16 protein-coding genes are annotated in these 23,558 nt (G+C 75.0%); 11 read left to right on the top strand and 5 right to left on the bottom strand.

Annotation, left to right across the window (positions count from 1 at the left end; translation table 11 throughout):
- Positions 1 to 1,725: DUF4153 domain-containing protein (locus ACFWA9_RS29235; protein WP_380390943.1), on the top strand; the 1,725-nt coding region annotated here is incomplete at its 5' end.
- Between the two features lie 234 nt (positions 1,726 to 1,959).
- On the opposite strand, the gene ACFWA9_RS29240 is transcribed toward ACFWA9_RS29235, so the two are convergent.
- Entirely contained in the window at positions 1,960 to 3,507 is a 1,548-nt protein-coding gene (locus tag ACFWA9_RS29240) for an MFS transporter (protein WP_380390945.1), read from the bottom strand.
- Positions 3,508 to 3,667: 160 nt separating this feature from the next.
- On the opposite strand from ACFWA9_RS29240, the gene ACFWA9_RS29245 reads away from it, so the two are divergent.
- From ACFWA9_RS29245 to ACFWA9_RS29255, 3 genes are all read left to right on the top strand, one after another.
- A complete protein-coding gene (locus tag ACFWA9_RS29245; RefSeq protein WP_380390947.1) occupies positions 3,668 to 4,486 on the top strand; it encodes a TetR/AcrR family transcriptional regulator in 819 nt (272 codons plus the stop codon).
- A 178-nt stretch (positions 4,487 to 4,664) separates the two neighbouring features.
- Positions 4,665 to 5,375, top strand: coding sequence for a ribonuclease HII (locus tag ACFWA9_RS29250; RefSeq protein ID WP_380390949.1), 711 nt, complete (start codon positions 4,665 to 4,667; stop codon positions 5,373 to 5,375).
- Positions 5,376 to 5,631: 256 nt separating this feature from the next.
- Entirely contained in the window at positions 5,632 to 6,159 is a 528-nt protein-coding gene (locus tag ACFWA9_RS29255) for a hypothetical protein (protein ID WP_329489855.1), read from the top strand.
- A 145-nt stretch (positions 6,160 to 6,304) separates the two neighbouring features.
- On the opposite strand, the gene ACFWA9_RS29260 is transcribed toward ACFWA9_RS29255, so the two are convergent.
- Both ACFWA9_RS29260 and ACFWA9_RS29265 read right to left on the bottom strand, forming a co-directional pair.
- Positions 6,305 to 6,913: a hypothetical protein gene (locus ACFWA9_RS29260; RefSeq protein WP_352294699.1), complete on the bottom strand. Its 609-nt coding sequence runs from the start codon at positions 6,911 to 6,913 to the stop codon at positions 6,305 to 6,307.
- Positions 6,914 to 7,447: 534 nt separating this feature from the next.
- Positions 7,448 to 9,682 carry a RecQ family ATP-dependent DNA helicase gene (locus tag ACFWA9_RS29265; RefSeq protein ID WP_380390951.1) on the bottom strand — a complete coding sequence of 745 codons (2,235 nt, stop codon included), beginning with the start codon at positions 9,680 to 9,682 and terminating at the stop codon, positions 7,448 to 7,450.
- A 228-nt stretch (positions 9,683 to 9,910) separates the two neighbouring features.
- Between ACFWA9_RS29265 and ACFWA9_RS29270 the strand changes: the two genes are divergently transcribed.
- Positions 9,911 to 11,479 carry a DUF4192 family protein gene (locus ACFWA9_RS29270; RefSeq protein WP_380390953.1) on the top strand — a complete coding sequence of 523 codons (1,569 nt, stop codon included), beginning with the start codon at positions 9,911 to 9,913 and terminating at the stop codon, positions 11,477 to 11,479.
- Between the two features lie 76 nt (positions 11,480 to 11,555).
- Here ACFWA9_RS29270 and ACFWA9_RS29275 read toward each other — a convergent pair whose 3' ends face one another.
- On the bottom strand, positions 11,556 to 12,869 hold the full coding sequence (locus ACFWA9_RS29275; protein ID WP_380390956.1) for an alpha/beta fold hydrolase: 1,314 nt from the start codon (positions 12,867 to 12,869) through the stop codon (positions 11,556 to 11,558).
- 750 nt (positions 12,870 to 13,619) lie between these two features.
- On the opposite strand from ACFWA9_RS29275, the gene ACFWA9_RS29280 reads away from it, so the two are divergent.
- The 6 genes from ACFWA9_RS29280 to ACFWA9_RS29305 all read left to right on the top strand — a co-directional run bounded on the left by ACFWA9_RS29280 (position 13,620) and on the right by ACFWA9_RS29305 (position 23,069).
- Positions 13,620 to 15,761 carry a glycogen debranching N-terminal domain-containing protein gene (locus ACFWA9_RS29280; protein ID WP_380390964.1) on the top strand — a complete coding sequence of 714 codons (2,142 nt, stop codon included), beginning with the start codon at positions 13,620 to 13,622 and terminating at the stop codon, positions 15,759 to 15,761.
- Positions 15,762 to 15,925: 164 nt separating this feature from the next.
- Positions 15,926 to 16,684 carry an NUDIX domain-containing protein gene (locus ACFWA9_RS29285; protein WP_329489860.1) on the top strand — a complete coding sequence of 253 codons (759 nt, stop codon included), beginning with the start codon at positions 15,926 to 15,928 and terminating at the stop codon, positions 16,682 to 16,684.
- 348 nt (positions 16,685 to 17,032) lie between these two features.
- Positions 17,033 to 18,844 (top strand): ATP-binding cassette domain-containing protein, encoded by a 1,812-nt coding sequence (locus ACFWA9_RS29290; protein WP_380390958.1) that lies wholly within the window; start codon positions 17,033 to 17,035, stop codon positions 18,842 to 18,844.
- A 3-nt stretch (positions 18,845 to 18,847) separates the two neighbouring features.
- The gene (locus tag ACFWA9_RS29295; protein ID WP_380390960.1) at positions 18,848 to 19,753 is read left to right on the top strand and encodes a hypothetical protein; all 906 of its coding nucleotides are present in this window, start codon (positions 18,848 to 18,850) and stop codon (positions 19,751 to 19,753) included.
- Between the two features lie 218 nt (positions 19,754 to 19,971).
- Positions 19,972 to 20,904: a FadR/GntR family transcriptional regulator gene (locus tag ACFWA9_RS29300; RefSeq protein ID WP_329489863.1), complete on the top strand. Its 933-nt coding sequence runs from the start codon at positions 19,972 to 19,974 to the stop codon at positions 20,902 to 20,904.
- Positions 20,905 to 21,428: 524 nt separating this feature from the next.
- Positions 21,429 to 23,069, top strand: coding sequence for an RNA polymerase sigma factor (locus ACFWA9_RS29305; RefSeq protein ID WP_329489864.1), 1,641 nt, complete (start codon positions 21,429 to 21,431; stop codon positions 23,067 to 23,069).
- 122 nt (positions 23,070 to 23,191) lie between these two features.
- Here ACFWA9_RS29305 and ACFWA9_RS29310 read toward each other — a convergent pair.
- Positions 23,192 to 23,558: IS30 family transposase (locus tag ACFWA9_RS29310; protein WP_380390962.1), on the bottom strand; the 367-nt coding region annotated here is incomplete at its 5' end.

Consider the following 23,558-nt stretch of genomic DNA (forward strand, 5'->3'; position numbering starts at 1 on the left):
GGCCCGCCGAACAGGGAGATCCAGTCGTGGGGGGGCGCCCACCCCCCCCGGCCCGCCGCCCGGGGGGCCGGGGGGCTGCGGGGGGCCCCCGGGCTCGCCGAGCCCCCCCCGGCCCGGCCCGCCCCGGCCCGGGCCGCCCCCGGCCCGTCGTGGCCGGGAGCGGCCGACGGCACGAACCCCTACCGCGCACCGGGCCGCCCCGTCCCGTCGCCCTTCTCGTGGCTGCGCCCCAGCGACCCCGGCCCCAAGGCCCCGGCCACGCCCCGGGTGCTCGCGGCCGCCCTGGTGACCGGCCTGCTGGTCTCCCTGCTGGTGAACCGCGGACTCGGCGTCAACCTGCTGATCTGCGGCGTGGCCGCCGCCGTCGGGGCCGGCCTGGCGGCCCGCTCGGCCGGTCGCCGGGTGCGCGGCTGGACGCTGCTCTGGAGCGCGCTGGCGCTCGCCCTGCTCGCCGTCCCGGCACTCTCCGACGCCGGCTGGCCGACGACGCTGTCGACGCTCTGCGCCCTTGGCCTGGCCTCGCTCGCGCTGCACGGCGGACGCCGCTGGGCGGGCGTGCTGCTCGCGCTGCCCGGCATCCTCTGGCAGCTGGTGCCCGGTCTGGGCTGGGCCGCCGCCGCCGTGCGCCGCATCAGCCCGGCCGGCCGGGGCAGGGTCGCCCCGGTGCTGAAGGCGGTCCTGGTGGCCGGGGTGCTGCTGGTCGTCTTCGGCTCGCTGTTCGCCAGTGCCGACGCCGCCATGGCCGACGTCCTGGAGGCGCTCATCCCGGACCTGGACCTGGGTGAGTTCCCGCTGCGCGCGGTGCTGTTCGTCCTCGGCACGGTCGTCGCGCTGGGCTTCGCCCACATCGCGGCGGGCCCGCGCCGCTGGGACCGCACGGTGGTCCGGCCGGGCCGCGAGCGCGGCCGGCTGGAGTGGGCTCTGCCGCTGGTCGCGCTCAACCTGATGTTCGGCGCCTTCGCGCTGATCCAGGCCGTGGTGGTGCTCGGCGGCCGGGACTCGATCGTGCGGAACACCGGGATGAGCCGTTCCGAGTACGCCCGGCAGGGCTTCTGGCAGCTGACCGCCGTCACCGTGCTGACCCTGGTCGTGGTGGGCGTCGCCAAGCGCTGGGCGCCGCGCAGCACCGCGGCGGACCGCCGGCTGGTCCGCGTCCTGCTCGGCGCGCTCTGCCTGCTCACCCTCGTCGTGGTCGCCTCGGCCCTCGGCCGGATGTGGTTCTACGTCGACGCCTCCGGGCTGACCAGGCTCCGGCTCTGGGTGCTGGTGGTCGAGGTCTGGCTGGGCGTCGTCTTCCTGCTGCTGATCACGGCCGGGCTGGTCCGCTCGGCGGCCTGGCTGCCGCGCGCCGTGGTGCTCAGCGGCATGCTGACGGCCGCGGTGTACGGACTGATGGGGCCGGACGCGATCATCGCCGAGCAGAACGTGGCCCGCTTCGAGCGGACCCAGCAGATCGACCTGCGCAACGTCCGGGACCTCTCGCTCGACGCCGTCCCGGCCCTGGACCGGCTGCCGAAGGACTACCGGACCTGCGCGCTGGAGCTGATGCGGACCCAGGCCGAGGAGGCCGTGCCCTGGTACGCGACCAACCTCGCGGCCACCCGCGCGCGGGACATCCTCGCCGAGCGTCCGCCGCTGGACGAGGTGTCGGCGGCGGGCGACGCCTGCGCCCGGGCGGGCCTGTGGGACGGGTACCGGGAGGGCGAGGGCGCCGAGCGGCACTGAGCCGGCCCGGTGGGCCGTGCCGCCGTGCGGCGCGGGGGTCGGAGGTAGCCCGACGCGCGAGGGCCGGCCGGGAGCGGTGTGCTCCCGGCCGGCCCTCGTGGTGTTCCGCGGTCGGTGCGGCGTCCGGACGGTCCGCCGTCGGCGGCCGCTCCGACCGGTGTCGCGTCGGCGCCGCGTCGCTGCGGTGTCGGGCTCGCGGTGTCGCGTCGGCGTCGCGTAGGCGTCGGTGTCGCGTCAGTGCATCGCGATGCCGGAGGTGTTCGACGCCAGGTCCTCCGCCTTGGCCCTGATCACGGTGACCGCGACCACCAGGGCGAGCCCGGCGAGCACCGCGCCCACGATGAAGCCGTGCGAAATGCCATGAGCGAGTACCTGGTTGGCCGCGTCGGTGCCCTTGGGGAACTCCTTCTTCTCCAGGAACGCCGCCTTCTGCTCCGGCGTGGCCGAGGCCATGAAGCCGGGCAGCTGCACCTTGGCCTCCGCGGTGGCGTAATGCGCGAACACCGTGGTGAGGATCGACAGGCCCAGCGACCCGCCGATCTGCTGCATCGAGTTGAGCAGGCCGGACGCGGCGCCGGTGTCCTCGCCGGCCACCCCGGCGACCGCGAGCAGCATCACCGGGACGAAGGTCAGGCCCATGCCGAAGCCGAACACCACCGTGGGGCCGAGCACCCCGTCGATGTAGCCGCTGTCCGCGTTCATCTGGGTCAGCCAGGTGAGCCCGATGGTGACGAACAGCGCACCCCCGGCCATGAACGGCTTCGGGCCGTACTTGGCCTGGAGGGTGGAGGCGACCTGCGCGGCGATGATGATCGACACGCTGATCGGGAGGAAGGCGAAGCCGGCCTTCAGCGGGCTGTAGCCGAGCGGTCCCTGCACGAAGAGCGTGACGTAGAAGAAGATGCCGAACATGGCCGCGGCCAGGCAGAGCATCATCACCAGGCCACCGGTGCGGTTGCGGTTGGCGAACAGGTGCAGCGGGGTGATCGGCTGCGCGGTGCGGTTCTCGATCACCAGGAACGCGGCCACCAGCAGCACGCCGGCCGCGAAGGAGCCGAGCGTCACCGGGTCCGTCCAGCCGTCCGAGGCGGCCCGGATGAATCCGTAGACCAGGCTGACCAGCCCGAGCGTGGAGGTGAGCGCGCCGGGGAGGTCGAAGCGGCCGGCGCGGCGCTCCGACTCCGCGATGTAGCGCGGCGCGGCGACGGCGATCAGGATCGCGATCGGCACGTTGACGAAGAACACCCAGCGCCAGTCGAGGTACTCGGTCAGCACGCCACCGGCCAGCAGGCCGATGGCCGCGCCCGAACCGGCCACCGCCGAGAAGACCCCGAAGGCCTTGTTGCGTTCGGGCCCTTCGTCGAAGTTGGTGGCGATCAGGGCGAACGCGGTCGGCGAACATATCGCGCCGCCGATGCCCTGGAGCGCGCGGGCGGCGAGCAGCATGCCGCCGTCCTGCGCGAAGCCGCCGAGCAGCGAGGCCAGCCCGAACAGCAGCGTGCCGGCGATGAACACCCGGCGACGGCCGAGGATGTCGCCCGCGCGGCCGCCGAGCAGCAGCAAGCCACCGAAGGTCAGCGTGTAGGCGTTGATCACCCACGACAGGTTGGTGGTGGAGAAGTTCAGCGCGTCCCTGATCTGCGGCAGCGCGATGTTCACGATGGTGGCGTCGAGGACGACCATCAGCTGCGTCGCGGCGATGACGGTCAGGGTGATGCCCTTGCGCCTGCCCTGGCTGCCTTGCGGTGGAGAGTTCTTGCTGAGCGTGTCGGAGATAGCCAAGTTAGTGCCCCCTGCTGGCTACTGCTTCGTATGCTGTGGACCGGAGGTCCAGTGCGTTCCCGCGACGTCCCGCGGGCTATGAAGGAACGGGATCGTTCACTAGCCTGGACGATATCCTGGGCGAGATTGTGAACGCAAGCGTTCCCTAAGGTTGGTGACGATGGATCAGTTGGTGCGGCGCCAGGCGGCAGAACGGCCGGGCGGCCGGGCGGCCGAGCGGCCCGTCGAGCGGCCGGGCGACCAGGTCGCGGACCGGGCGGGCGAGCAGCTCCCGGGGTCGGCGGAGGGAGCCGTGGAGTGCCCGGCGGAGGGCGGTCCGGCCGTGCCCGTGCCGAGGATCGTCGTCCCGGTGGCCGGGCCGGCGTCGCACTGTCCGATGAAGGTGGCCGCCGAGGTGCTGTCCCGGCCGATGCGGCGCCGGGGCAAGGAGCTGGAACGCGCGATCTTCGAGGCCGTGCTCGACCAGCTCACCTCCGGCGGATTCGCACGGCTGACGATGGAAGGCGTCGCCGGGGCCGCGCGGACCGGGAAGGCCGCGTTGTACCGGCGCTGGGCGTCCAAGGTCGAACTCGTCATCGACGCCCTGGACTCCACTCTGCCACGGCCCTCCGACACCCCCGACCTCGGGTCCGCCCGTGCCGAATTGCTGCTGCTCATCCAGGGTTTCACCGAGGCGATGACCTCCCGGTCGGGCGGTGCCATGCACGCGTTGATGGCCGAGCTGGAGCACGAGCAGGCGGAGCTGTTCAAGGACTTCATCGTCCAGCGGGTGGTCGAGCCGACCAAGGACACGATCCTGGAGATCCTGCGGCGGGGAGCGGAGCGCGGCGATGTCCGGCCCGGCGCGGTCAGCCCGCTGGTCGCCGACGTGGCGCCCGCGATGCTGATGTACCGGGTCAAGGTCTGCGGCCGGCAGCTCGGGCGCGGATTCGCCGTCGAGCTGGTGGACGAGGTCCTGGTGCCGCTGATCCGCCGCTGACGCGCGCTGCCGGGGGCGGGGGCGGGCCCGGGTGGTGCGCCGGGCGGCCGGGGCGCCAGGTCACCGGGGGCCGGCTGGTCGGGGCGGTTCCGGGCGGCGGGGTCACCGGGGGCCGGCTGGTCGGGGTGGTTCCGGGCGGGGCTTACGCTGGAGGTTGCCCCAGCCGAAGGACTCCGCGATGCCCATCGTTCCGCCGACGCACTCCGTCGAGCGCTCGCTGCGCCGGGCCGGCGCCAAGATCGTCGTCGGTCTCGACGAGGTCGGGCGCGGCGCCTGGGCCGGACCGGTCACCGTGGGTGCCGCCGTCACCGGGCTGCGCAAGCCCCCGGAGGGCCTGACCGACTCCAAGCTGCTGACCGAGCTGCGCCGCGAGGCGCTGGCCCCGGTCCTCGCCGACTGGGTCACCGCGTACGCGCTCGGTCACGCCTCCGCGCTGGAGTGCGACGAGCTGGGGATGACCGCGGCGCTGCGGCTGGCCGCCGTGCGCGCCCTGGAGGCGCTGCCGGTCGAACCGGACGCGGTGATACTCGACGGCAAGCACGACTACCTGGGCGGCCCGTGGCGGGTACGCACGGTCATCAAGGGCGATCAGTCCTGCATCTGCGTGTCGGCGGCCTCGGTGCTCGCCAAGGTCCACCGCGACGGCCTGATGGCCGAACTCGGCGAGACCTGCCCCGAGTACGGTTTCGCCGACAACGCCGGCTACCCCTCCCCGGTGCACCGCACCGCGCTGGAGGAGTTCGGCCCGACCGAACAGCACCGGCTCTCCTGGGCCTACCTGGACGGGCTGCCCCGATGGCGCCACCTGAAGCGGACCAGGGCCGTCGTCGGTGTCGGCGGACCGGGCTCGGCGGGTCCCGCGGACGAGCAGTTGACGCTCGGTTTCTGACGTTTCGTCGTCCCTTGACCCGGGTGGGGGCGGAAGGCTTCCGTGCCCAATGGGTGGGGCGCCCGTGCGCGTCCGACCGGCATTTGATAGATATCCGGGTATGCCTGTCTTCCCCGAGGAGCCGGAGATTCACGAGAGCCTCCCGGGCCCCGGCGTTCCCTTCCCCCGCGAGTCGGACGCACAAGCCCCCCGTACGCCTGCCTCCGGCAGCGCGACTCCTGCCGCACCGTCGACCGTCACCGCAGTCCCGGCCCCGGTGCCGGGCCAACGGCCCGCACCCGCGCGCCCGGCGCCGCCGGGTGCCGGGCGCCCGGGGCCGCAGCCCCGGCCGGGTGGGATCCCCAAGCCCGGTCCGCGCCGTCCGGCGCCCGCGGCACCGCAGGTCGCGGTCCAACTCCTGTCCGCCACCGCCGCGCAGGCGCTGGAGCGCGCCGACGAGGCGGTCGACCGGCTGCTGGACTCCGGCCGCGACCCGGGCGCCGTCCTGGTGCTGACGGTCGGCGAACCGCACCCCTGGCAGCGGCACGAACTCTCCTTCGGCGAGGAGCGCTACTGGGCGCAACTCGCCGAGGGGGGCGACGTGTTCTACGCGGACGCCGCGCTGACCCGGCCGGCCCGCCGTGCCGTGGTCGTGCTGGTGGTCAACGGCGGCAGCGCCGACCGTGCCGCCAAGGCGTTCACCGAGGCGCGCGGCCGGGCGGCCGAGCTCCTGGTGGTCTGCGGTGACGCCGGCCCCGCCGCCGAGGCCGCCGGTGTACCGGCCGGCCGCCCCGTGTCCGCCTGACACCCGTCGACCCTTGGGCCCGGCACCACCAGGTGCCGGGCCCGACCCGTGCCGTTCCGACCCGTGCCGCCACCTGTGGGCGTGCCCGCGGCGCCCGGGCCCCGAAGCACGGGTGGGCGGCGGCCCGTTGCCCGAGGGCGCGGCCTCAGTAGGTGCCGGTGCGCCGGCCGGGCTCGATCGCGGTGACCCGGGCGCCGGTCCACGGGCGCTCGGACTGGCGCAGGGGGCGCTGCCCCCGAGCGCTCTCCAGTGCGGGGCGGGGCGGCAGCTCGGTCACGGTGTGGACCGGCCCGTCCGCCCACGAGCCCGAGTGCGGATTGCGTCCGCTCCGGCCGTCGGCGAGGATCTGCCAGCCCGCCGGGGTCAGCGTGAGGTACGAACCGCAGCGCAGCCCGTGCAGGGCGGCCGCGTCCTGCAGGGCCCACATCCAGGCGCCGTCCTGGGCCGTCCAGCCCGCCGAGCCCTCCCGGCAGCGCAGCAGCACGGCCGTTCTGGCCGGAGTGGTCCGGCGCAGGTCGTGCGGGGTGACCTGCCGCAGGTGCGCCAGGAGGGCGTTGCGGTGCTCCCAGCCGTCGGTGTGGCGCGGCCGGGGAACGAAGGACGCCGAGGCGGTCAACCGGTGCGAGGCGTCCAGCACGGTGACCACGACCGTGCCGGGCTGCGGCAGGTGGCGCCGGTGCAGTTCCAGGACGAACTCGCGCGGGTCGCGCAGCGACGGGATCCCCGAGGCAGCCCATGTCTCCAGGTCGCACACCCGTCTGGGCTCCGAACCCCGGGCGAGGGGATACTGACCTCGGCCGATACCGTTGATCACGATCCTCCTTCCCGACCCACGGACGCGCGGGTACGTGTGTACGCCGAAGCCCTGGTCCAGCGGACCGGGTTCCGGGTACGGTCCAATTCTCAGGGCAGCGGGGGTGGAGCGGCAATGATGAAATGATGAACGCCGCCTGAAAGCCAACGTTCTGCCGCATATATTCCCCCTCGGTGTGACCGTCACCCACGGCTCGCGAGGCGGTGATCCGGAGCACCCGAAGGCCGGCGCGGAGTACTTTTCGCATGGTCGTCCCTCCCTTTGCCCGGTCGGTGCCGCCGGTTCCCGCAGATCGTCCGCACTGCGCCCGCATTACTCCCTTCAGGTGTAGGTCAGTGCCGGAACCCCCAGGCTCCGTCACCGTCTTCCCGCCGATCACGAGCACAGTCCCACCTCGCTCCGCTCGTTCCGGCCCGCGTCGCACCTCCCGGTTGGCCCCGGCTCCCCGCTCGCCGGAGCCCCGCGCCCCCCGGCTCAGCCCTGCACGGCCAGGACCAGCGGCAGGACGGCGCTCGCCCCGGCCTTGCGCAGCAGCCGGGCGGCGACGGTGACCGTCCACCCGGAGTCGACCAGGTCGTCGACCAGCAGCACCGGCCCGCCCGCCGCGGCCACCGCCGCCTCCACCTCCGGCGGCAGCGCGAGCGCTCCGGCCAGTGCGTGCAGGCGCTGGGCACTGTTGCTGCGCCCGCCCTGCGGCGACCGTCCGGCCGCGTACTCGATGTGCCCGAGCAGGGGCAGCCGGCCGATCTCGGCGATCCGGGCCCCGAGGCTGCCGACCAGCTGCGGTCGGCGCGACGAGGCCATGGTCACCACGCCGACCGGCCGGTCGAGCCGGACCCCCTCGGTCGTCGCGGGCCCGGCCCAGCCGCCGGGGCCGCGCGCCCAGTCGCTCAGCACCGCCACCAGGGCGTCCACCGCCTCCCCGGGCACCGGAACGTCGGGCGCCTGGTCGGCCAGCAGCGTCCGCAGCCGGTTGCCCCAGCCGATGTCGGAGAGCCGGCCCAGCGCCCGGCCGGTCTCGGCCTGCTCGCCCGCCGGGATGCGGCCCTTGAGCGGCACGCCCAGCGCGTCCATCCCGGTCGGCCAGAGCCGGCGAGGCTCGAAGCTGACGCCGGGCCGGCCGAGCGCGGCCCGCGCCGCGTCCAGCGCCGCGGCGGAGACCTCCGGGGTGTGCAGCGGTCCGGCGCAGTTGTCGCAGCGGCCGCACGGCTCGGCCTGCTCGTCGTCCAGCTGCCGCCGCAGGAACTCCATCCGGCAACCGGTCGACGCCGCGTACTCGCGCATCGCCGCCTGCTCCGCCTCGCGCGAGGCGGCGACCTTGGCGTACCGGGCGGTGTCGTACGCCCAGCTCTGCCCGGTGGCCGTCCAGCCGCCCTTGACTCGGCGCACCGCGCCGTCCACGTCGAGCACCTTGAGCATGGTCTCCAGCCGGGCGCGGCGCAGGTCCACCCGGGGCTCCAGGGCGGCGGTGGAGAGCGGCCGGCCGGCCTCGGCGAGGGCGTCGATGGTGCGGCGGACCTGCTCCTCGGGCGGGAAGGCCAGGGAGGCGAAGTAGCGCCAGATCGCCTCGTCCTCGCGCCCGGGCAGCAGCAGCACCTCGGCCCGGTCGACGCCACGGCCGGCCCGGCCGACCTGCTGGTAGTAGGCGATCGGCGAACTGGGCGAGCCCAGGTGCACCACGAATCCGAGGTCGGGCTTGTCGAAGCCCATGCCGAGCGCGGAGGTGGCGACCAGCGCCTTGACCCGGTTGGCCAGCAGGTCCGCCTCGGCGGTGCGGCGCTCGGCGTCCTCGGTGCGGCCGGAGTACGACGCCACCGGGAAGCCCCGCTCGCGCAGGAAGGCCGTCACCTCGTCGGTGGCGGCGACCGTGAGGGTGTAGATGATGCCGGAGCCGGGCAGCCGGTCGAGGTGGTCGGCCAGCCAGGCCAGCCGGTGCGCCGGGTCCGGCAGGGCGAGCACCCCCAGGGTGAGGCTCTTGCGGTCCAGCGGGCCGCGCAGCACCAGGGCATGCTCGTCGGTGGTGCCGGTGCCGAGCTGCTCGGCGACGTCGGCGGTGACGCGGGCGTTGGCCGTGGCGGTGGTGGCCAGCACCGGGACGCCCGGCGAGAGGTCGGCGAGCATGGTGCGCAGCCGGCGGTAGTCGGGGCGGAAGTCGTGGCCCCAGTCGGAGATGCAGTGCGCCTCGTCCACCACCAGCAGGCCGGTGGAGGCGGCGAGCTTGGGGAGCACCTGGTCCCGGAAGTCGGGGTTGTTCAGCCGCTCGGGGCTGACCAGCAGGATGTCCACCGCGCCCGCCGCGACCTCGGCCTGGACGGCGTCCCACTCGTCGGTGTTGGCCGAGTTGATGGTGCGGGCGTTGATGCCGGCCCGGGCGGCCGACTCGACCTGGTTGCGCATCAGGGCGAGCAGGGGGGAGACGATCACCGTCGGACCGGCGCCGCGGGCCCGCAACAGGGCGGTGGCGATGAAGTAGACGGCGGACTTGCCCCAGCCGGTGCGCTGCACCACGAGGGCCCGGCGGTGGTCGACGACCAGGGCCTCGATGGCCGTCCACTGGTCCTCGCGGAGGGTGGCGGCGGGCCCGGCGAGTTCGCGCAGGACGGCCTCGGCCCGCGCCCGGACCTCGGCGCGGTCGGCGGCGGTCGCGCTGCCGGTGCCGGCCGTGGCGGTGGCGTCGGTGGCGGTGGTGTGGTTCTGCGGCTGCTGCATGCCGTCCATGTAACCCCGAGCTGCCGACAATGGGCGAACGGCGCTGCTCACGGCTGGGTGGCCGGTGGGTGCAATTCATCGGCTCTTCCGCTGAACGGGTGTCGAATGTCCCCCGGGAGAGTGGCTCCGAATGCCCCGAACGAAGGACGTTTTATCCACAGGCGGGCTTTATCCACAGGGAAAAGGAAAATCCGGGGGCGGCTCGTGGATTGCGGCAGTCTTCCGGTCATGAACAACGAACGCGTCGCACTCCCCTTCCACCCGGCCTCCGGCGGGCGTCCGGTCACCATGCGCGGCCCGGCCGACATGGCCGAGCTGCTGCCCTACCTGCTGGGCTTCTTCCCCGACGACAGCATCGTCGCCGTCGGCCTCCAGGGGCCGGACCTCCACCAGGGCGGGGTGATCCGGCTGGACATCCCCGAGGCGCCGCAGCAGTGGTCGGCGGCCGCCGACGAGACGGCCTCGCTGCTCGTCGGCCTCTCCGAGGGCCGGGACCGCCGACCGGTCCAGGTCCTCCTCTACCTCTGTCAGGACCCCGACCGGGAGCACGGTCCGCCGGTGCTCGACCGGCTCGAACCGCTCGCGGAGGAGCTGCGGGCGGCCTTCGAGGCCAGGGGAGTGCGGGTGAAGGAGTCACTCTGCGTGTCCGCCGGCCGCTGGTGGTCCTTCCTCTGCCGTCGGGAGGGGTGCTGCGATCCGGCCGGCCACCCGGTCCGACACAGCCCCGCCCCCGGCCCGGTGGCCGCGGCGGCCACGTTCGCGGGACTCGCGCCGCGGGGCAGCCGCAAGGCGATCGTGGCGGCGGTGGGCCCGATCGGTCCGCCCGAGGCGGAGGGCCAGCGCCTGGCACTGGCCCGGGTACTGGACAGCCGGGCGCCGTCGCCCTCCCGGGAGCAGGGCGGCGCGCTGCTCGACCAGGCGGTGGCCGAGTTCATGGCCGGCGCGCGCGTACTCGACGACCACCGGACGGCCCGGCTGCTCGTCGCCCTCCAGGACCGGCGCACCCGGGACCGGGCCGCCGAGTACATCCGGCCCGAGGAGCTCGCGCCCACCCAGCGGCTCTGGCGCTTCCTCGCCAGGCGCTGCGTGCCGCCCTACACCGGTTACGCCCCGCCGCCGCTCACTCTGCTGGCCTGGGCCTCCTGGGTTGCGGGGGACACGGCGACGGCCCGCGTGGTGCTCGCCCACACGCTCCGGCTCGCCCCCACCTACCTGCTGGCCCAGCTGCTCTACGAGTCGTTGAACGGCGGGCTCTCGCCCGAGGAGCTGTTGGCGAGCGTGGCGGCCGAGCGCAGCCGCCGCTCCGCCGGAGAGCGGGGAGCGCCGGCGGGCGGCCCGGGCCGCCCTGCCCCTGAGCGGGGTCCGGACCCCGAGCGGTCGCCGGAGGAGCCGTCGCCCCCGGCCCCGGCGAAGCCTCGCCGTCGGCGCGCCCGCAAGGGGGAGGCCGAGGCGGAGCCGCCGGGTGAGTCGGGTGCCGCGAGCCCGGGAGCGGTGCCCGGCGAGGCAGGTGCGCCAGGTGTCGCCGGTACGCCGGGGCGGCGCCCCGACCGTCCGGCCAGGGGCACGGCGAAGGCCCGCGAGGGCGGTCGGCCCGACGAGGGCCCGAGTGCAGGACCGCCGGTTCGGGCGTCTGACCGCGAGGCGCGGCGGCCGTCCTCCCGGGTGCGCTCCGCCCGGAGGGTGGGGCCCGGCCGCGCCTCGCCCTGGGCGTCGGTGGAGGCGGAGGCGACGGCGGGTGGGCGCGGCCGGAGTCGCGGCGCCCGCGGTGCGACGGGCAGGTCCCGGCATGCGCCGTGACACCCCGGCGGTCGGGGGCCCCGGTTCCTCCGCCGGCCGGCTCGGGCCGTCGACCCGAGCCGGCGGCCCGAGACCGCTACACCTCGCCGCGGGCCATCGCGATCAGACGGTCCAGCACCTTGCCGCCGCTGACCCGGAGCCCGTCGTGCTCCCACTCGTTGGTGACCCACGTCCGCAGGCCGCGTACGGCCCGGGCGGTCACCAGCGAGTCCGCGGTGTCGACGTACATGTCGTCGTGGTAGACCGCCGCCACGACGGGCACCTCGTTGACGGCCAGTCGGGCCGGGTCGTACAGGTCGGCCCAGTCGGTGCGGGCGGCGAGCAGCTCCGCCGTCTCCTTCAGCGGGCGGAGCGCCGGGTCGGTGTCGAACAGCCAGGGGTAGATCATCTCCCCGGTGAACAGCACCGGGGCCCCCGATTCCAGCGCAGCCCCGGCGTCGAACTCGGGGAACTCCTTGCGGACGCGCTCGGCCGCCCAGCCGGTGCCCGCCCCGTCCACCGACCGCTGACCGTAGATCGATTCGTGCAGCACGGCGTACAGCGGCCCCTCGGCGAAGGAGACCTTCGCCTGGACGCCGGCCAGGAAGGTGTCGGACAGCTCGGGCCCGGCGACGCCTTCCACCCAGGCCTCCTCCAGCAGGTAGTGCAGGCTTCCGGAGCCGCTGCCGCCGCCGAGCATCATGCCGAGGCCCTGGAACGCCTGGACGGTGAGCAGCCCGCCGTCGGGCAGCGTGGCGGGGGAGTCGGCGAGGTGGGCGGCGATCCGCCGGACCGCTTCGACGTCCTGCGGGAAGCGGGCGTAGTGCTCCTCGTTCTTGCGGACCACCCGGGGGTAGGCCGCCCGGTACACGTCGTCGGCCGAGCTCCGCAGGCCCGCGAGACCGCCCGTGACGAAGGCCTCGTGCAGCCCCTCGGGCGCGATCGACAGGTAGGTGAGGAGGCAGAAGCCGCCGAAGCTCTGGCCGAGCACGCTCCAGCGCCGGTCGTCGCCGAGCAGTCGGCGCCGGATCAGCTCGGCGTCCCGCACGATCGAGTCCGCGCGGAAGCACGCCAGGTAGTCGGCCTGCTCCTGGGCGCCGCCGCGCCGGGCGAGGGTCTGCCGGTTCGCGGGCGTGGACCGCCCGGTGCCGCGCTGGTCGAGCAGGAGCACCCGGTAGTCGTCCAGGGCGCGCTCCAGCCAGCCGTCGCGGCCGAGCGGGCGCCCCGCCTTGCCGCCCGGTCCGCCCTGGAGGAAGAGCAGCCAGGGCAGGTCGTCCTTCTCGCGGCGCGCGGCCACCACCTCGCGGGCGTACACCTCGATCTGCTCGCCCTGGGGGGCGGAGTGGTCGAGGGGCACGCGGAAGACGTGGTCGGTCGTGACAATCCCGGGCAGCCGGCTGGCGGTGGACATACAACTCCTCGGTATGTGTCTGGTTCACAGCCGTCACGCCGCCGCTCACGGTGTTGCCGGTGCGGGCGCCGCAACCCCCGCACCGTATCCTGACGGCGGTCGGACACGGGTTCGACGGTTGCCGTTCACGACCGTCCGCCCGAGGAGCCGCGCGAGGCTGTACGACAGCCGCGGCACCCGTGGGCGCGGGCCCGTCACGGCACCGGCCCGGAGCGCCGGCGGCCCGGTTGCGGCACGACCGCGCGGTACCCCGGTGCGGCAGGCCGAAGTGACGGTTCGGGCGTTACCTGCGGCCGGTCCGCGGCGTTCACCCCGGGGGCGCTGTGCCCGGACGGACACCGGGCTCCCGCAGCCGGACGACGCCGCGCCGTGCCGAGTACCGGGGTGCGGCCCGCCGACGGTGCCCGGCGCACCGCCCGGCCGACGGGCGGCCGGCAGAAGGTGGCCGCCCCGCGCCCGTCCACGGCGGGACCGGGGCGCCGATCGGGACACGGTGTCACCGGTGCGACCGGGCAAAGGCCGTGACGAAGTGCCGGGCACCAGCGGGTGCCCGGGAGAGGCGAACCCGGTACCCCGGCGGCACCGGGCACCGCATGGCACGGCCCGGCGACGGGTACGGCCAGACACGGCAGACACGCCGGCGGGAACCCCCGCCGGCCAGGCATCATCAGCACGCGATCGAGCGTGCTCGCGGCCCACCGGCCCCACCGGCCACCGGACCGCCGAGGGGAGGAGAGTCCGGTGACCGCCATGAGGCCACCACAGGCCATGCCGGCCGAGAGCGTGGTCGGTGCGCCGAGACCGGTCGGGCGTCCCGACCAGGTACCGCCGGGCATGCCCGGCGGCGCACCCGCCGGCCCGGCCCGGTCGGCGGCGCCGCCGCGTCCGCAGCCCGCCGCAGTCCACCACGCGGTGCTCTGCGTCAACGCCCCCTCGATGGCCGCCTCCGGTCCGGACGGACAGCTGCGCGGTCACGGCCTCCACGGCTTCTACCGCTCCGGAGTCCGGGTCCTGGCCCGGATGGAACTGCGGATCGGCGGCATGGAGCCGCTGCCGCTCCAGGGCACCCTGACCTCGGCGGCGCAGGCCCGCTTCCTCGGCGCCGTCCGGATCCCCGGCGACCTCGACCCCGATCCGGCGCTCACCGTCGAACGGCTGCGCCATGCCGACGGGATCGAGACGGTCACCGTCCGGAACACCGGCAGCAGGCCGGCCCGGCTGCCGCTGGAGATCGCGCTCGGCACGGACCTCGGCCCGGTCGGCGAGATCGCCGCCGGGCACCGGCCGCCGGACCTGCCCGGACAGGTGCAGTCCGCCGGGCTGCGCTGGGCCGGGCCGACCCACAGCGCCGTCGTCAGCGCCAAGCCCTCGCCGCACGCCGTGCTGGCCGGCGCCGGAGTGCTGCGCTGGGACCTGGAGGTGCAGCCCGGCGCCCGGTGGTCGGTCGAGCTGCGCACCGAGCTGGAGAGCACCGCCCCCGGTCCCCGGCCGCCGGGTGGCCGCGGCACCGGGGTCCCGCTGCCGTGGGCGGAGCCGGAGGTCCGCAGTGACGACCCCCGGGTCCAGTCGCTGGTGCCGCGCGCACTGGACGCCCTCGGCGGCCTGCTGTTCGCCGACCCGGACCGCCCGACCGACCTCTACCCGGCCTCCGGCGCGCCCTGGCGCTTCGGACTGGCCCCGGCCGACGCGCTCTGGGCGGCCCGGTTGATGCTCCCGCTGGGCACCCGGCTGGCGGCCGGCACCCTGCGGGCACTCGCCCGCCGTCAGCAGCTCGCGCCCCCGGCCGGCAAGGGCGGCCCCGGCCAACGCCCCGAGGGGCTGCTGCCCGGGGCGCTGCGGCACGGCGGTCCGGAGCTGCCGCCCACCTGCACGGCTACCGAGGCGACCCTGCTGTTCGTCACGGTGCTCGCCGAGGCCTGGCGCTGGGGCCTGCCCCGGCACGAGGTGGCCGAGCTGCTGCCGGCCGCCGAGCGGGCGCTCGGGGCGCTCCGCGACGGCCTGGTCGACGGCTTCGTCACCGACCTGAGCCGTCCGGTGGAGGAGCGCGCCGCCCATCCGGTGGCGGCCCGCGCCGAGGTCCAGGCCCAGGCGCACCGGGCCGCGCTGCACGGGGCCGAGCTGCTGGACGCCTTCGGCCGCCCCGGCGCCGAGGAGTGGCGCTCCTGGGCGGCCGGTCTGCGGGGGCGCTTCCGGGAGCGGTTCTGGATCGACGACCTCTCCGGCGGCCGTCCGGCGGCGGGCCTCGTCCCGGGGGGCCAGCAGCTCCCCGCCGTCGCCTCCTCCTTCGTCCACCTCCTCGACCCGGGGCTCTGCGCCGACGGCGGCCGGCACGAGAGCCTGCTCGACCGCGATCAGACCAGGGTGCTGGCCCAACGGCTGGCCGCGCCCGAGCTGGACAGCGGCTGGGGCCTGCGCACGCTCAGCGCCAAGTCGCCCCGGTTCAATCCGCTCGGCCACCGCAGCGGGGCGGTGCGGGTCCATGAGACCGCCCTCGCGATCGCCGGGCTGGCCGAGGCCGGCCACGAGAACGAGGCCGGCGCGCTGCTGGAGGGCCTGCTCGGCGCGGCCGCCCACTTCGAGGGCCGGCTGCCCGAGATGTACGCGGGGGAGCAGCGCGTCCCCGGTTGCCCGCCGGTGCCGCACCCGGCCGCGTGCCACCCGGCGGCGGTCTCGGCGGCCGGGGCCGTGCACGCGGTGTTCGCCCTCGCCGGGGTGCGCCCCGACGTACCGGGCGGCCGGGTGCTGGTCCGGCCGGCCAGCACGGCGCCGCTGGGCGAGCTGCAGCTGACCGGGCTGCGGGTGGCGGGCGAGCCGTTCTCGGTGCGGGTGAGCCGGATCGGCGTGGCGATGGTCGAGGAGGCGTCCGCGGAGCTCCAGCTGGTCGCCCGCTGACCGCCGAACCGCGCCCCGGTCGGGCGGGGCCGCCGGCCCCCGCCCGACCGGCCGGCCGACCAGGGCCGGACACGGGGCAGGGACGGGCCGGGGGCGCGGACGGTCGGGCACGCTTCGTGCGCGGGCCTGTGCTTATCGTCAGAGAGACGACTATGATCGTCGCCATGTCGCGTTATGACCCGTCGGCCTTCCCCCCGTTCGCTGTCACGGTTGACCTGGTGGTCCTGACGGTGCGGGACCACGCGCTGTGCGCCCTGCTGGTCCGACGGGGCGAGCCCCCCTTCCAGGGCTACTGGGCCCTGCCGGGCGGCTTCGTCCGCCTGGACGAGGGCCTGGCCGAGGCGGCGTCCCGGGAGCTGGCCGAGGAGACCGGTCTGCGCGCCTACTCCGCTCCCGGCCACGACGCGGCGGGCCCCGGTGCGGCCGGCGCCCACCTGGAGCAGCTCGCGACCTACGGCCATCCGCAGCGCGATCCCCGGATGCGGGTGGTCAGCGTGGCCTACCTCGTCCTGGCGCCCGACCTGCCGACCCCGCGGGCCGGCGGCGACGCCAGCGGCGCCCGCTGGGCCCCGGTCGCCGAACTGCTCGGACCGAGTCCGGTCGACGGCGTCCCGCTAGCCTTCGACCACGGGTTGATCCTGGCCGACGGCGTGGAACGGGCCCGGTCCAAGATCGAGTACTCCTCACTGGCGACGGCGTTCTGTCCGCCCGAGTTCACCGTAGGCGAGCTGCGCCGGGTCTACGAGGCGGTCTGGGGCGTGGTGCTCGACCCGCGGAACTTCCACCGCAAGGTCACCGGCACCCCCGGCTTCCTGCTGCCCTCCGGCGGCACGACCACGCGCCAGGGCGGCCGCCCCGCGCAGCTGTTCACCCCCGGCGGCGCCACCGTGCTCAACCCGCCCATGCTGCGCCCGGAGTCCTGAGCGGGCATCCCGTCCAGCCCCGGGCCAGCGCCCGCCCTCCCGGCCGCCGGGCTACCGGTGCTCGCGGCGCCCGACATCCGCGGCGCCCGACATCCGCAGAGCCCGACACCCGCAGAGCCCGGAACAACCGCGACGCCCGGAACCGCTCGCCCAATCGGTGCGACGGTGACTCCGTCGCAGGATCGGATTGTCCCCTGATCGGGTGAGGTGCGTGGGCAGCGGGCCCGTGCCGCTCCCGTAATGCCCGGAATCGCCGCTCCGGCCCCCTAATGTGCTGGCGCGGGGCCGTGCGGGCACGGCCCCGTGTCGCGCAGACCAGGTCGGCCGAGGGCACGGGAGCAGCCAGCGATGATCCAGATCACCGGACTGACCAAGGTCTACCGCAGGGGTGTCCCGCCGGCGGTGCTCGACCTGACCTTCGACGCCCGCGCCGGCTCCGTGACGGCACTGCTGGGCCCCGAGGACGCGGGCAAGTCAACCGCGTTGCGGCTGATGCTCGAACTCGAACGCGGCCAGGGCGTCACGCTCTTCGACGGCCGCACCTACCGTCGGCTCCGCCGCCCGGAGCGCGAGGTCGGCGTACTGCTGCCGGGCCCGGGCGGTGCCGGCGGCGCGGTCGCCGGGCACCCCGGCCGAAAGGCCGTCAGCCACCTCCGGATGCTGGCGGCGGCCGTCGGAGTCCCCGCCCGGCGGGCCGACGAACTGCTGGAGCAGACCCGGCTGGCGGCCGTGGCCGGGCAGCGGCTGCGCAGCTTCTCGCCCGGCATGCACCGGCGGCTCGCCCTCGCGGCGGCGCTGCTCGGCGACCCGGGCACCCTGATCCTCGACGCGCCCACTGAGGGGCTTTCGCCGCGCAATGTGGAGTGGTTCCACTCCTTCCTCCGTTCGTTCGGGGTCGCCGGCGGCACGGTCCTGGTCACCACCCGCACGCCGCAGGAGGCCTCCCGGCTCGCGGACCGGGTGGTCACGCTCGACCAGGGCCGCCTGGTGGCCGATCAGCCGGTGGAGGAGTTCTGCCGCACCCGGCTCAGCCCCGAGGTCGCCGTGCGCGGGCCGCAGATGGCCCGGCTCGCCGATCTGCTGGCGGCCCAGGGCGCGGCGGTGCGCCGGGACGGCGGGGCGGGCCTCGCGGTGGCGGGGATCGATCGCACCGAGATCGGTGAACTCGCCTACCGGCACGGCATCCTGCTGCACGAGCTCGCCGACCGGGTGGTCGAGCAGCCCGCTCCCCGGGCCACCCTGCCCACGGCCTCGGGGCGGTCGGGTCGGCTCCGGGTCAGGTCGGCGCAGGCCGAGCACCGCCCGGCCGATCCCAGGTCCGGGCGCCTGGCCGAGCCCCGTTCGGCGGAGCCCCGCCCGGCGGAGGCGGCAGTGGAGCCCGAGGCCTCCCCGAGCGAGTCGGCGCAGGTGCCCAGGCCGGCCGCGGGCGCGGCGGGCACCGGCGCGCTGCCGGTCCTCGCGCTGCCTTCGTCGTCCGCCGCGGCCGCGGCCGCCGGTACCGTCGCGGTCGCCGCCGCGACGGCCCTGTCGGCGGTCGCCGCGCGGGCCACCCGGCGCACGCCCCAGCAGGGCCAGCAGGGCCAGCAGGGCCAGGAAACCCGGCAGGGCCGGGAAACCCGGCAGGGCCGGGAAAGCCGGCAGGACCGGGAAGGCTGGCAGGACCGGGAAGGCCGGCAGGACCGGAAGTCACGGGCGCCCCGGGACCCCCACCCGCCCCGCCGGCCCGAGCCGACACCCGCCGAAGCTCCGAACACCGGCCGCACCCCCGAGGTCGCCGGCACCCCCGCGACCGCCGGTACCCCCGACACCCCCGAGGTCGCCGGCACCCCCGCGACCGCCGGTACCCCCGCGACCGCCGGTACCCCCGCGACCGCCGGTACCCCCGACACCGGTGGAATCATCGAGAGCGCCGACACCGCGCCGACGGTCGTCGTGGACCGCCTCTTCCGGGACGGCCTCCGCGGACTGGCCCGGTCAGGCAGCGCCTCGGACCCCGGTGCCCGCGCCCGGCGCGAGGACGCCGACGCCGGCGACCTGATGACCGCCGACACCGTCCGCCTCGGCCGACCGCTCCCGGGCACCGCCCCCGACGCCCCGGACACCCCCACCACCCCCACCACCCCCGCCGTCCCCGTCACCCCCGACCACCGGAGCGAGTGAACCGTGCGTGTACTGGCCTACGAGCTGCGCCGGCTGCGCGGCCTGCGCTCCACCTGGCTGCTCCTCACCGCCGTGCTGCTCTGCGACGCCGCGGTGGCCGCGGTGCTGGCCGCCCAGACTCCCGCCGGGCCGCTGGCCGGGTCGGCCGGCGTGCGGCTGCTGACGGCGACCGTGCCGCTGATCCCGCTGCCGTTCGCGGCGCTCGGCGCCGGGTTGCTGGGCGCGCTCTCCTACGGCCACGAGGTGCGCCACCCGGGGCTGGCGGCCTCGCAGGTGTCGTATCCGCGCCGGGTGCGGCTGCTGCTGGCCAAGCTGGTGGTGATCGCCCCGGTGGCCGGGCTGCTGGCGCTGGTCACCCTGCTGATCGACACCGTGGTCGTCCACTTCGCGTTCCCGGACGGGGTGGCGGTGGCCGCCTGGTCGGAGCCGGCTGCCCTGTCGGGCCGGGTGTCCGAGGCGCTCGCCTCGGCCGGCTTCAGCGGGCTCGCGGACCTGCCCGGGGCTTTCGCCCCCGCCGCGCTCGCGGCCGGCCAGGGGGTGCCCGCCGCCCTGCTGGCCTTCGTCCTGCTGGTGGTCGTGGCTGGCTGGACGGGGGTGCTGACGGCCTCGCTGACCCGCAGTGCCGCCGCGGGGGTGCTGCTGCTCTGCGCGCTGCCGCCGCTGCTGGAGTCCGGGGTGGCCCTGGTGCTCCGGCAGACCGGCACCGCCTGGCCGGCCCGCGCGACCGACCTGCTGCCGTTCCAGTCCGGCGTCGAGTGGGCGTACGGATGGGTGTACGGCGGGGACGACAGGGTTGCCGAGGGCGGTTCGGTGCTGACCGACCCGGCGCTGCTGGCAGCGGTCGCGGCGCCGGCGATGGTGCTGCTGCTCGTCTCGCTCCTGGTCCAGGCCCGGCGGCGGGCGCTCTGAGGCGACGGGCGGCGTGCGGACCGGTCGGGCGCCCGCCCGCGCGGCTCCCGGCGGAGGCCGCTCGAAAGCCTCGCCGAGGGTCGGGAAGCCACCGGGAAGCCCCTCGCAAGGCCCGGACCGCCGCTGACGGTCTGCCAAGATCGACCAGCAGTGGCCGTAATGTGCGGTTCTTCCTGATAAGAAGTCAATTATCCAGTCACGGTCGATCACCCTTTCGTGTGCTTTTCACGAGAATTCTCAAGCTGCGCCCGCCGATCGCCGACAAAGGACTTGTGAGTACCCTTGCGCACCCCACCATGACCCCCGCCCGTTCCGCCGAAGGTGCCATCCCCGGCGCCGGCGACCTGGACCGCTTCTCGTACGCCGACCGGCCGACCCCGCCGGCGCCCCGCTGGGAGGGCGCCGAGTCGGATCTGGGCCGGGTCGGCCGCAAGACCACCAGCAGTCGTGGCCGAGGCCTGCACGGCCAGCTCGTGCAGCAGCTCGGTCAGATGATCGTCTCGGGCGACCTCGGTGCCGACCGCCCGCTCGTCCCCGAGGAGATCGGCCAGCGCTTCGAGGTCTCCCGCACCGTCGTCCGCGAGTCGCTGCGCGTGCTGGAGGCGAAGGGCCTGGTCAGTGCCCGGCCGAACGTCGGCACCCGGGTCCGGCCGGTCGGCGACTGGAACCTGCTCGACCCGGACATCATCGAGTGGCGCGCCTTCGGCCCGCAGCGCGACGAGCAGCGCCGGGAGCTGTTCGAGCTCCGCTGGGCGATCGAGCCGCTGGCCGCCAGGCTCGCCGCGGGGCACGGCCGGGAGGACGTCCAGCAGCGGCTGGTCGAACTGATCGAGATCATGGGCCACGCCGCCGCCCAGGCCGACCTCTCCACGTTCTCGCGGGCCGACGCCGAGCTGCACGCCCTGGTCCTGCAGATGGCGGGGAACCGGATGCTGGAGCACCTCTCCGGGATCGTCTCCTGCGCCCTCCAGGTGTCGGGCGGCCCGCCCACCTCCTGCGAGCGCCCCTCGGAGGCCTCGGTCAGCCTGCACGCCCGGCTGGTGGACGCCCTCGGCACCGGCGACGGCACGGCGGGCGAGGCCGCGGTGCGGGCGCTGCTCACCGTCCACCCGGAGATCGAGCCGTCCGTCCCCGCTCCCCGGGAGCACTGAGTCGCCCACCCGGCGATCGAGCGGCCCCGCGAACTCCCGGCCCTCCGGCTGCACCGCACGGCGCAGCCGGAGGGCTTCTTCACGCCCGGGCCCGGCCGTCGGACGCCCGCTCCGCCGTGAATCGCTGTGATCCGCCGTGATCCGCGGACTCCGCGGAATCCGCACGCCCTGCGGGAGCCGCCCCGGGCCGCGGTGGTCTGCCCATGCCAAGAGCTTGGTCGCGAGTGAGGGATGATGGAAGCCGGCCCCGGGCCGCGGGCGCCGAGTGGTGTGACCCGCGACACGAAGGCCATGCGTAACACTTGACGAGTAGCAGCGATGTGTCCTGAGCGGAAGCAGCTCCGGAATACCCCAACATGTCAGAATGCTGTGTTGGTCTGCGGCGCTGCTGCCGTCCTGCAAACCCAGTCCTCAAGCCCGAGTCGGTCGGAATCGACACCGCGCGTCCGACGCGCGATTTCCTTCCCCGCCCGCTCGGGCGGCCGGTACGGGTTCGAGTCCACTCATCGTCCGAGAGGTTGTTCGTGTCGGCCAGCACATCCCGTTCGCTTCCCCCCGAGATCGCCGAGTCCGCGGCTCTGCTGGCGCTCATCGAGCGGGGCAAGGCCCAGGGGCAGATCGCCGGTGACGACGTGCGCCAGGCGTTCGAGGCGGACCAGATCCCGGTCACCAAGTGGAAGAACGTCATGCGCAGCCTCAACCAGGTTCTGATTGAGGAGGGGGTGGACCTTATGGTCAGCGCGGCCGAGCCGGCCGGTGCCAAGCGCAAGAGCGTCGCTGCCAAGAGCCCCACCAAGCGCACTGCCACCAAGGCGGTCACCACCCGGAACCCGGCCGCTCCGGCGGCCCCGACCAAGCCCCCCGTGCGCATCGCGCCCGGCGCGACCATCTCCGTTCCGGCGGTCGCGGCCGCCGCGGCGTCGGTCGGCACGGTGTCCGCCGAGATCACCGAGGCGGGAGCCACGCTCTCCGCCGAGGCGAAGGCGCCTGCGGCGAAGAAGGCCGCCCCGGCGAAGAAGGCGGCCGCCAAGAAGACCGCCGCGCCGGCCAAGAAGACCGCTGCCAAGAAGACCGCCGCCGGCAAGGCGGGCAAGGGCGACGAGGAGATCGGCGGCGAGGAAGAGCTGATCGAGGACGTCGCGCTGCCCGGCGACAAGGCGGGCGAGGAGGCGGAGCCCGAGGAGGAGTCGCAGGGGTTCGTCCTCTCCGACGACGACGAGGACGACGCGCCTGCCCAGCAGGTCGCCGTCGCCGGTGCCACCGCCGACCCGGTCAAGGACTACCTGAAGCAGATCGGCAAGGTCCCGCTGCTCAACGCCGAGCAGGAGGTCGAGCTCGCCAAGCGCATCGAGGCCGGCCTGTTCGCCGAGGACAAGCTCTCGGCCGCCGACAAGCTGGCGCCGAAGCTCAAGCGCGAGCTGGAGATCATCGCCGAGGACGGCCGCCGCGCCAAGAACCACCTGCTGGAGGCCAACCTCCGCCTGGTGGTCTCGCTGGCCAAGCGCTACACCGGTCGCGGCATGCTCTTCCTGGACCTCATCCAGGAGGGCAACCTGGGCCTGATCCGTGCGGTCGAGAAGTTCGACTACACCAAGGGCTACAAGTTCTCCACCTACGCCACGTGGTGGATCCGCCAGGCGATCACCCGCGCGATGGCCGACCAGGCACGCACCATCCGTATCCCGGTGCACATGGTCGAGGTCATCAACAAGCTGGCCCGCGTCCAGCGCCAGATGCTCCAGGACCTGGGCCGCGAGCCCACCCCGGAGGAGCTGGCCAAGGAACTCGACATGACCCCCGAGAAGGTCATCGAGGTCCAGAAGTACGGTCGCGAGCCCATTTCGCTGCACACCCCGCTGGGTGAGGACGGCGACAGCGAGTTCGGCGACCTGATCGAGGACTCCGAGGCGGTCGTGCCGGCCGACGCGGTCTCCTTCACCCTGCTCCAGGAGCAGCTGCACTCGGTGCTGGACACCCTGTCCGAGCGCGAGGCGGGCGTCGTCTCGATGCGCTTCGGCCTGACGGACGGTCAGCCGAAGACGCTGGACGAGATCGGCAAGGTGTACGGGGTCACCCGTGAGCGCATCCGCCAGATCGAGTCCAAGACCATGTCGAAGCTGCGCCACCCGTCGCGCTCCCAGGTGCTGCGCGACTACCTGGACTGATCCGCGACCGGCGGGACCGCCGCCGGACCACCCGGTCCGGCCCGGTCCGGCGATCCGCACCGTGAGAAGGCCCGGACCGCGGTGGCGGTTTCTAAGGGTCGTTGCAACACGTGGTCGGTTGTTCAGGCCGCGAGCAGTTTATGCAGGCGCTCGGCTGGGGTTTCCCAGCCGAGCGTTTTGCGTGGCCGGCCGTTGAGCTCGGCTGCCACGGCGGTCAGGTGCTCCGCGGTGTGGGCGGCCAGGTCGGTGCCCTTGGGGAAGTACTGCCGCAGCAGGCCGTTGGTGTTCTCGTTCGAGCCACGTTGCCAGGGACTGGCGGGGTCGCAGAAGTAGACGGGGATGTCGGTGGCGACGCTGAAGGAGCCGTGGGCGGCCATCTCGGCGCGCTGGTCCCAGGTCAGTGAGCGCGTCAGGTGGGCGGGCAGGGTCCGGACGGCGTCCACGAGGGCGTCGCGTACCTGCTCGGCGGTTCGGCCGGCGGGCAGGTGC

It is taken from the genome of Kitasatospora sp. NPDC059973 (assembly GCF_042737525.1).
GTDB lineage: Bacteria > Actinomycetota > Actinomycetes > Streptomycetales > Streptomycetaceae > Kitasatospora.

Coding starts and splice junctions, on each gene's coding strand:
- ACFWA9_RS29265 (WP_380390951.1), bottom strand. CDS start 9,682: ATGCAGCAGCCGCAGAACCACACCACCGCCACCGACGCCACCGCCACG.
- ACFWA9_RS29285 (WP_329489860.1), top strand. CDS start 15,926: ATGTCGCGTTATGACCCGTCGGCCTTCCCCCCGTTCGCTGTCACGGTT.
- ACFWA9_RS29270 (WP_380390953.1), top strand. CDS start 9,911: ATGAACAACGAACGCGTCGCACTCCCCTTCCACCCGGCCTCCGGCGGG.
- ACFWA9_RS29245 (WP_380390947.1), top strand. CDS start 3,668: ATGGATCAGTTGGTGCGGCGCCAGGCGGCAGAACGGCCGGGCGGCCGG.
- ACFWA9_RS29275 (WP_380390956.1), bottom strand. CDS start 12,869: ATGTCCACCGCCAGCCGGCTGCCCGGGATTGTCACGACCGACCACGTC.
- ACFWA9_RS29250 (WP_380390949.1), top strand. CDS start 4,665: ATGCCCATCGTTCCGCCGACGCACTCCGTCGAGCGCTCGCTGCGCCGG.
- ACFWA9_RS29290 (WP_380390958.1), top strand. CDS start 17,033: ATGATCCAGATCACCGGACTGACCAAGGTCTACCGCAGGGGTGTCCCG.
- ACFWA9_RS29280 (WP_380390964.1), top strand. CDS start 13,620: ATGAGGCCACCACAGGCCATGCCGGCCGAGAGCGTGGTCGGTGCGCCG.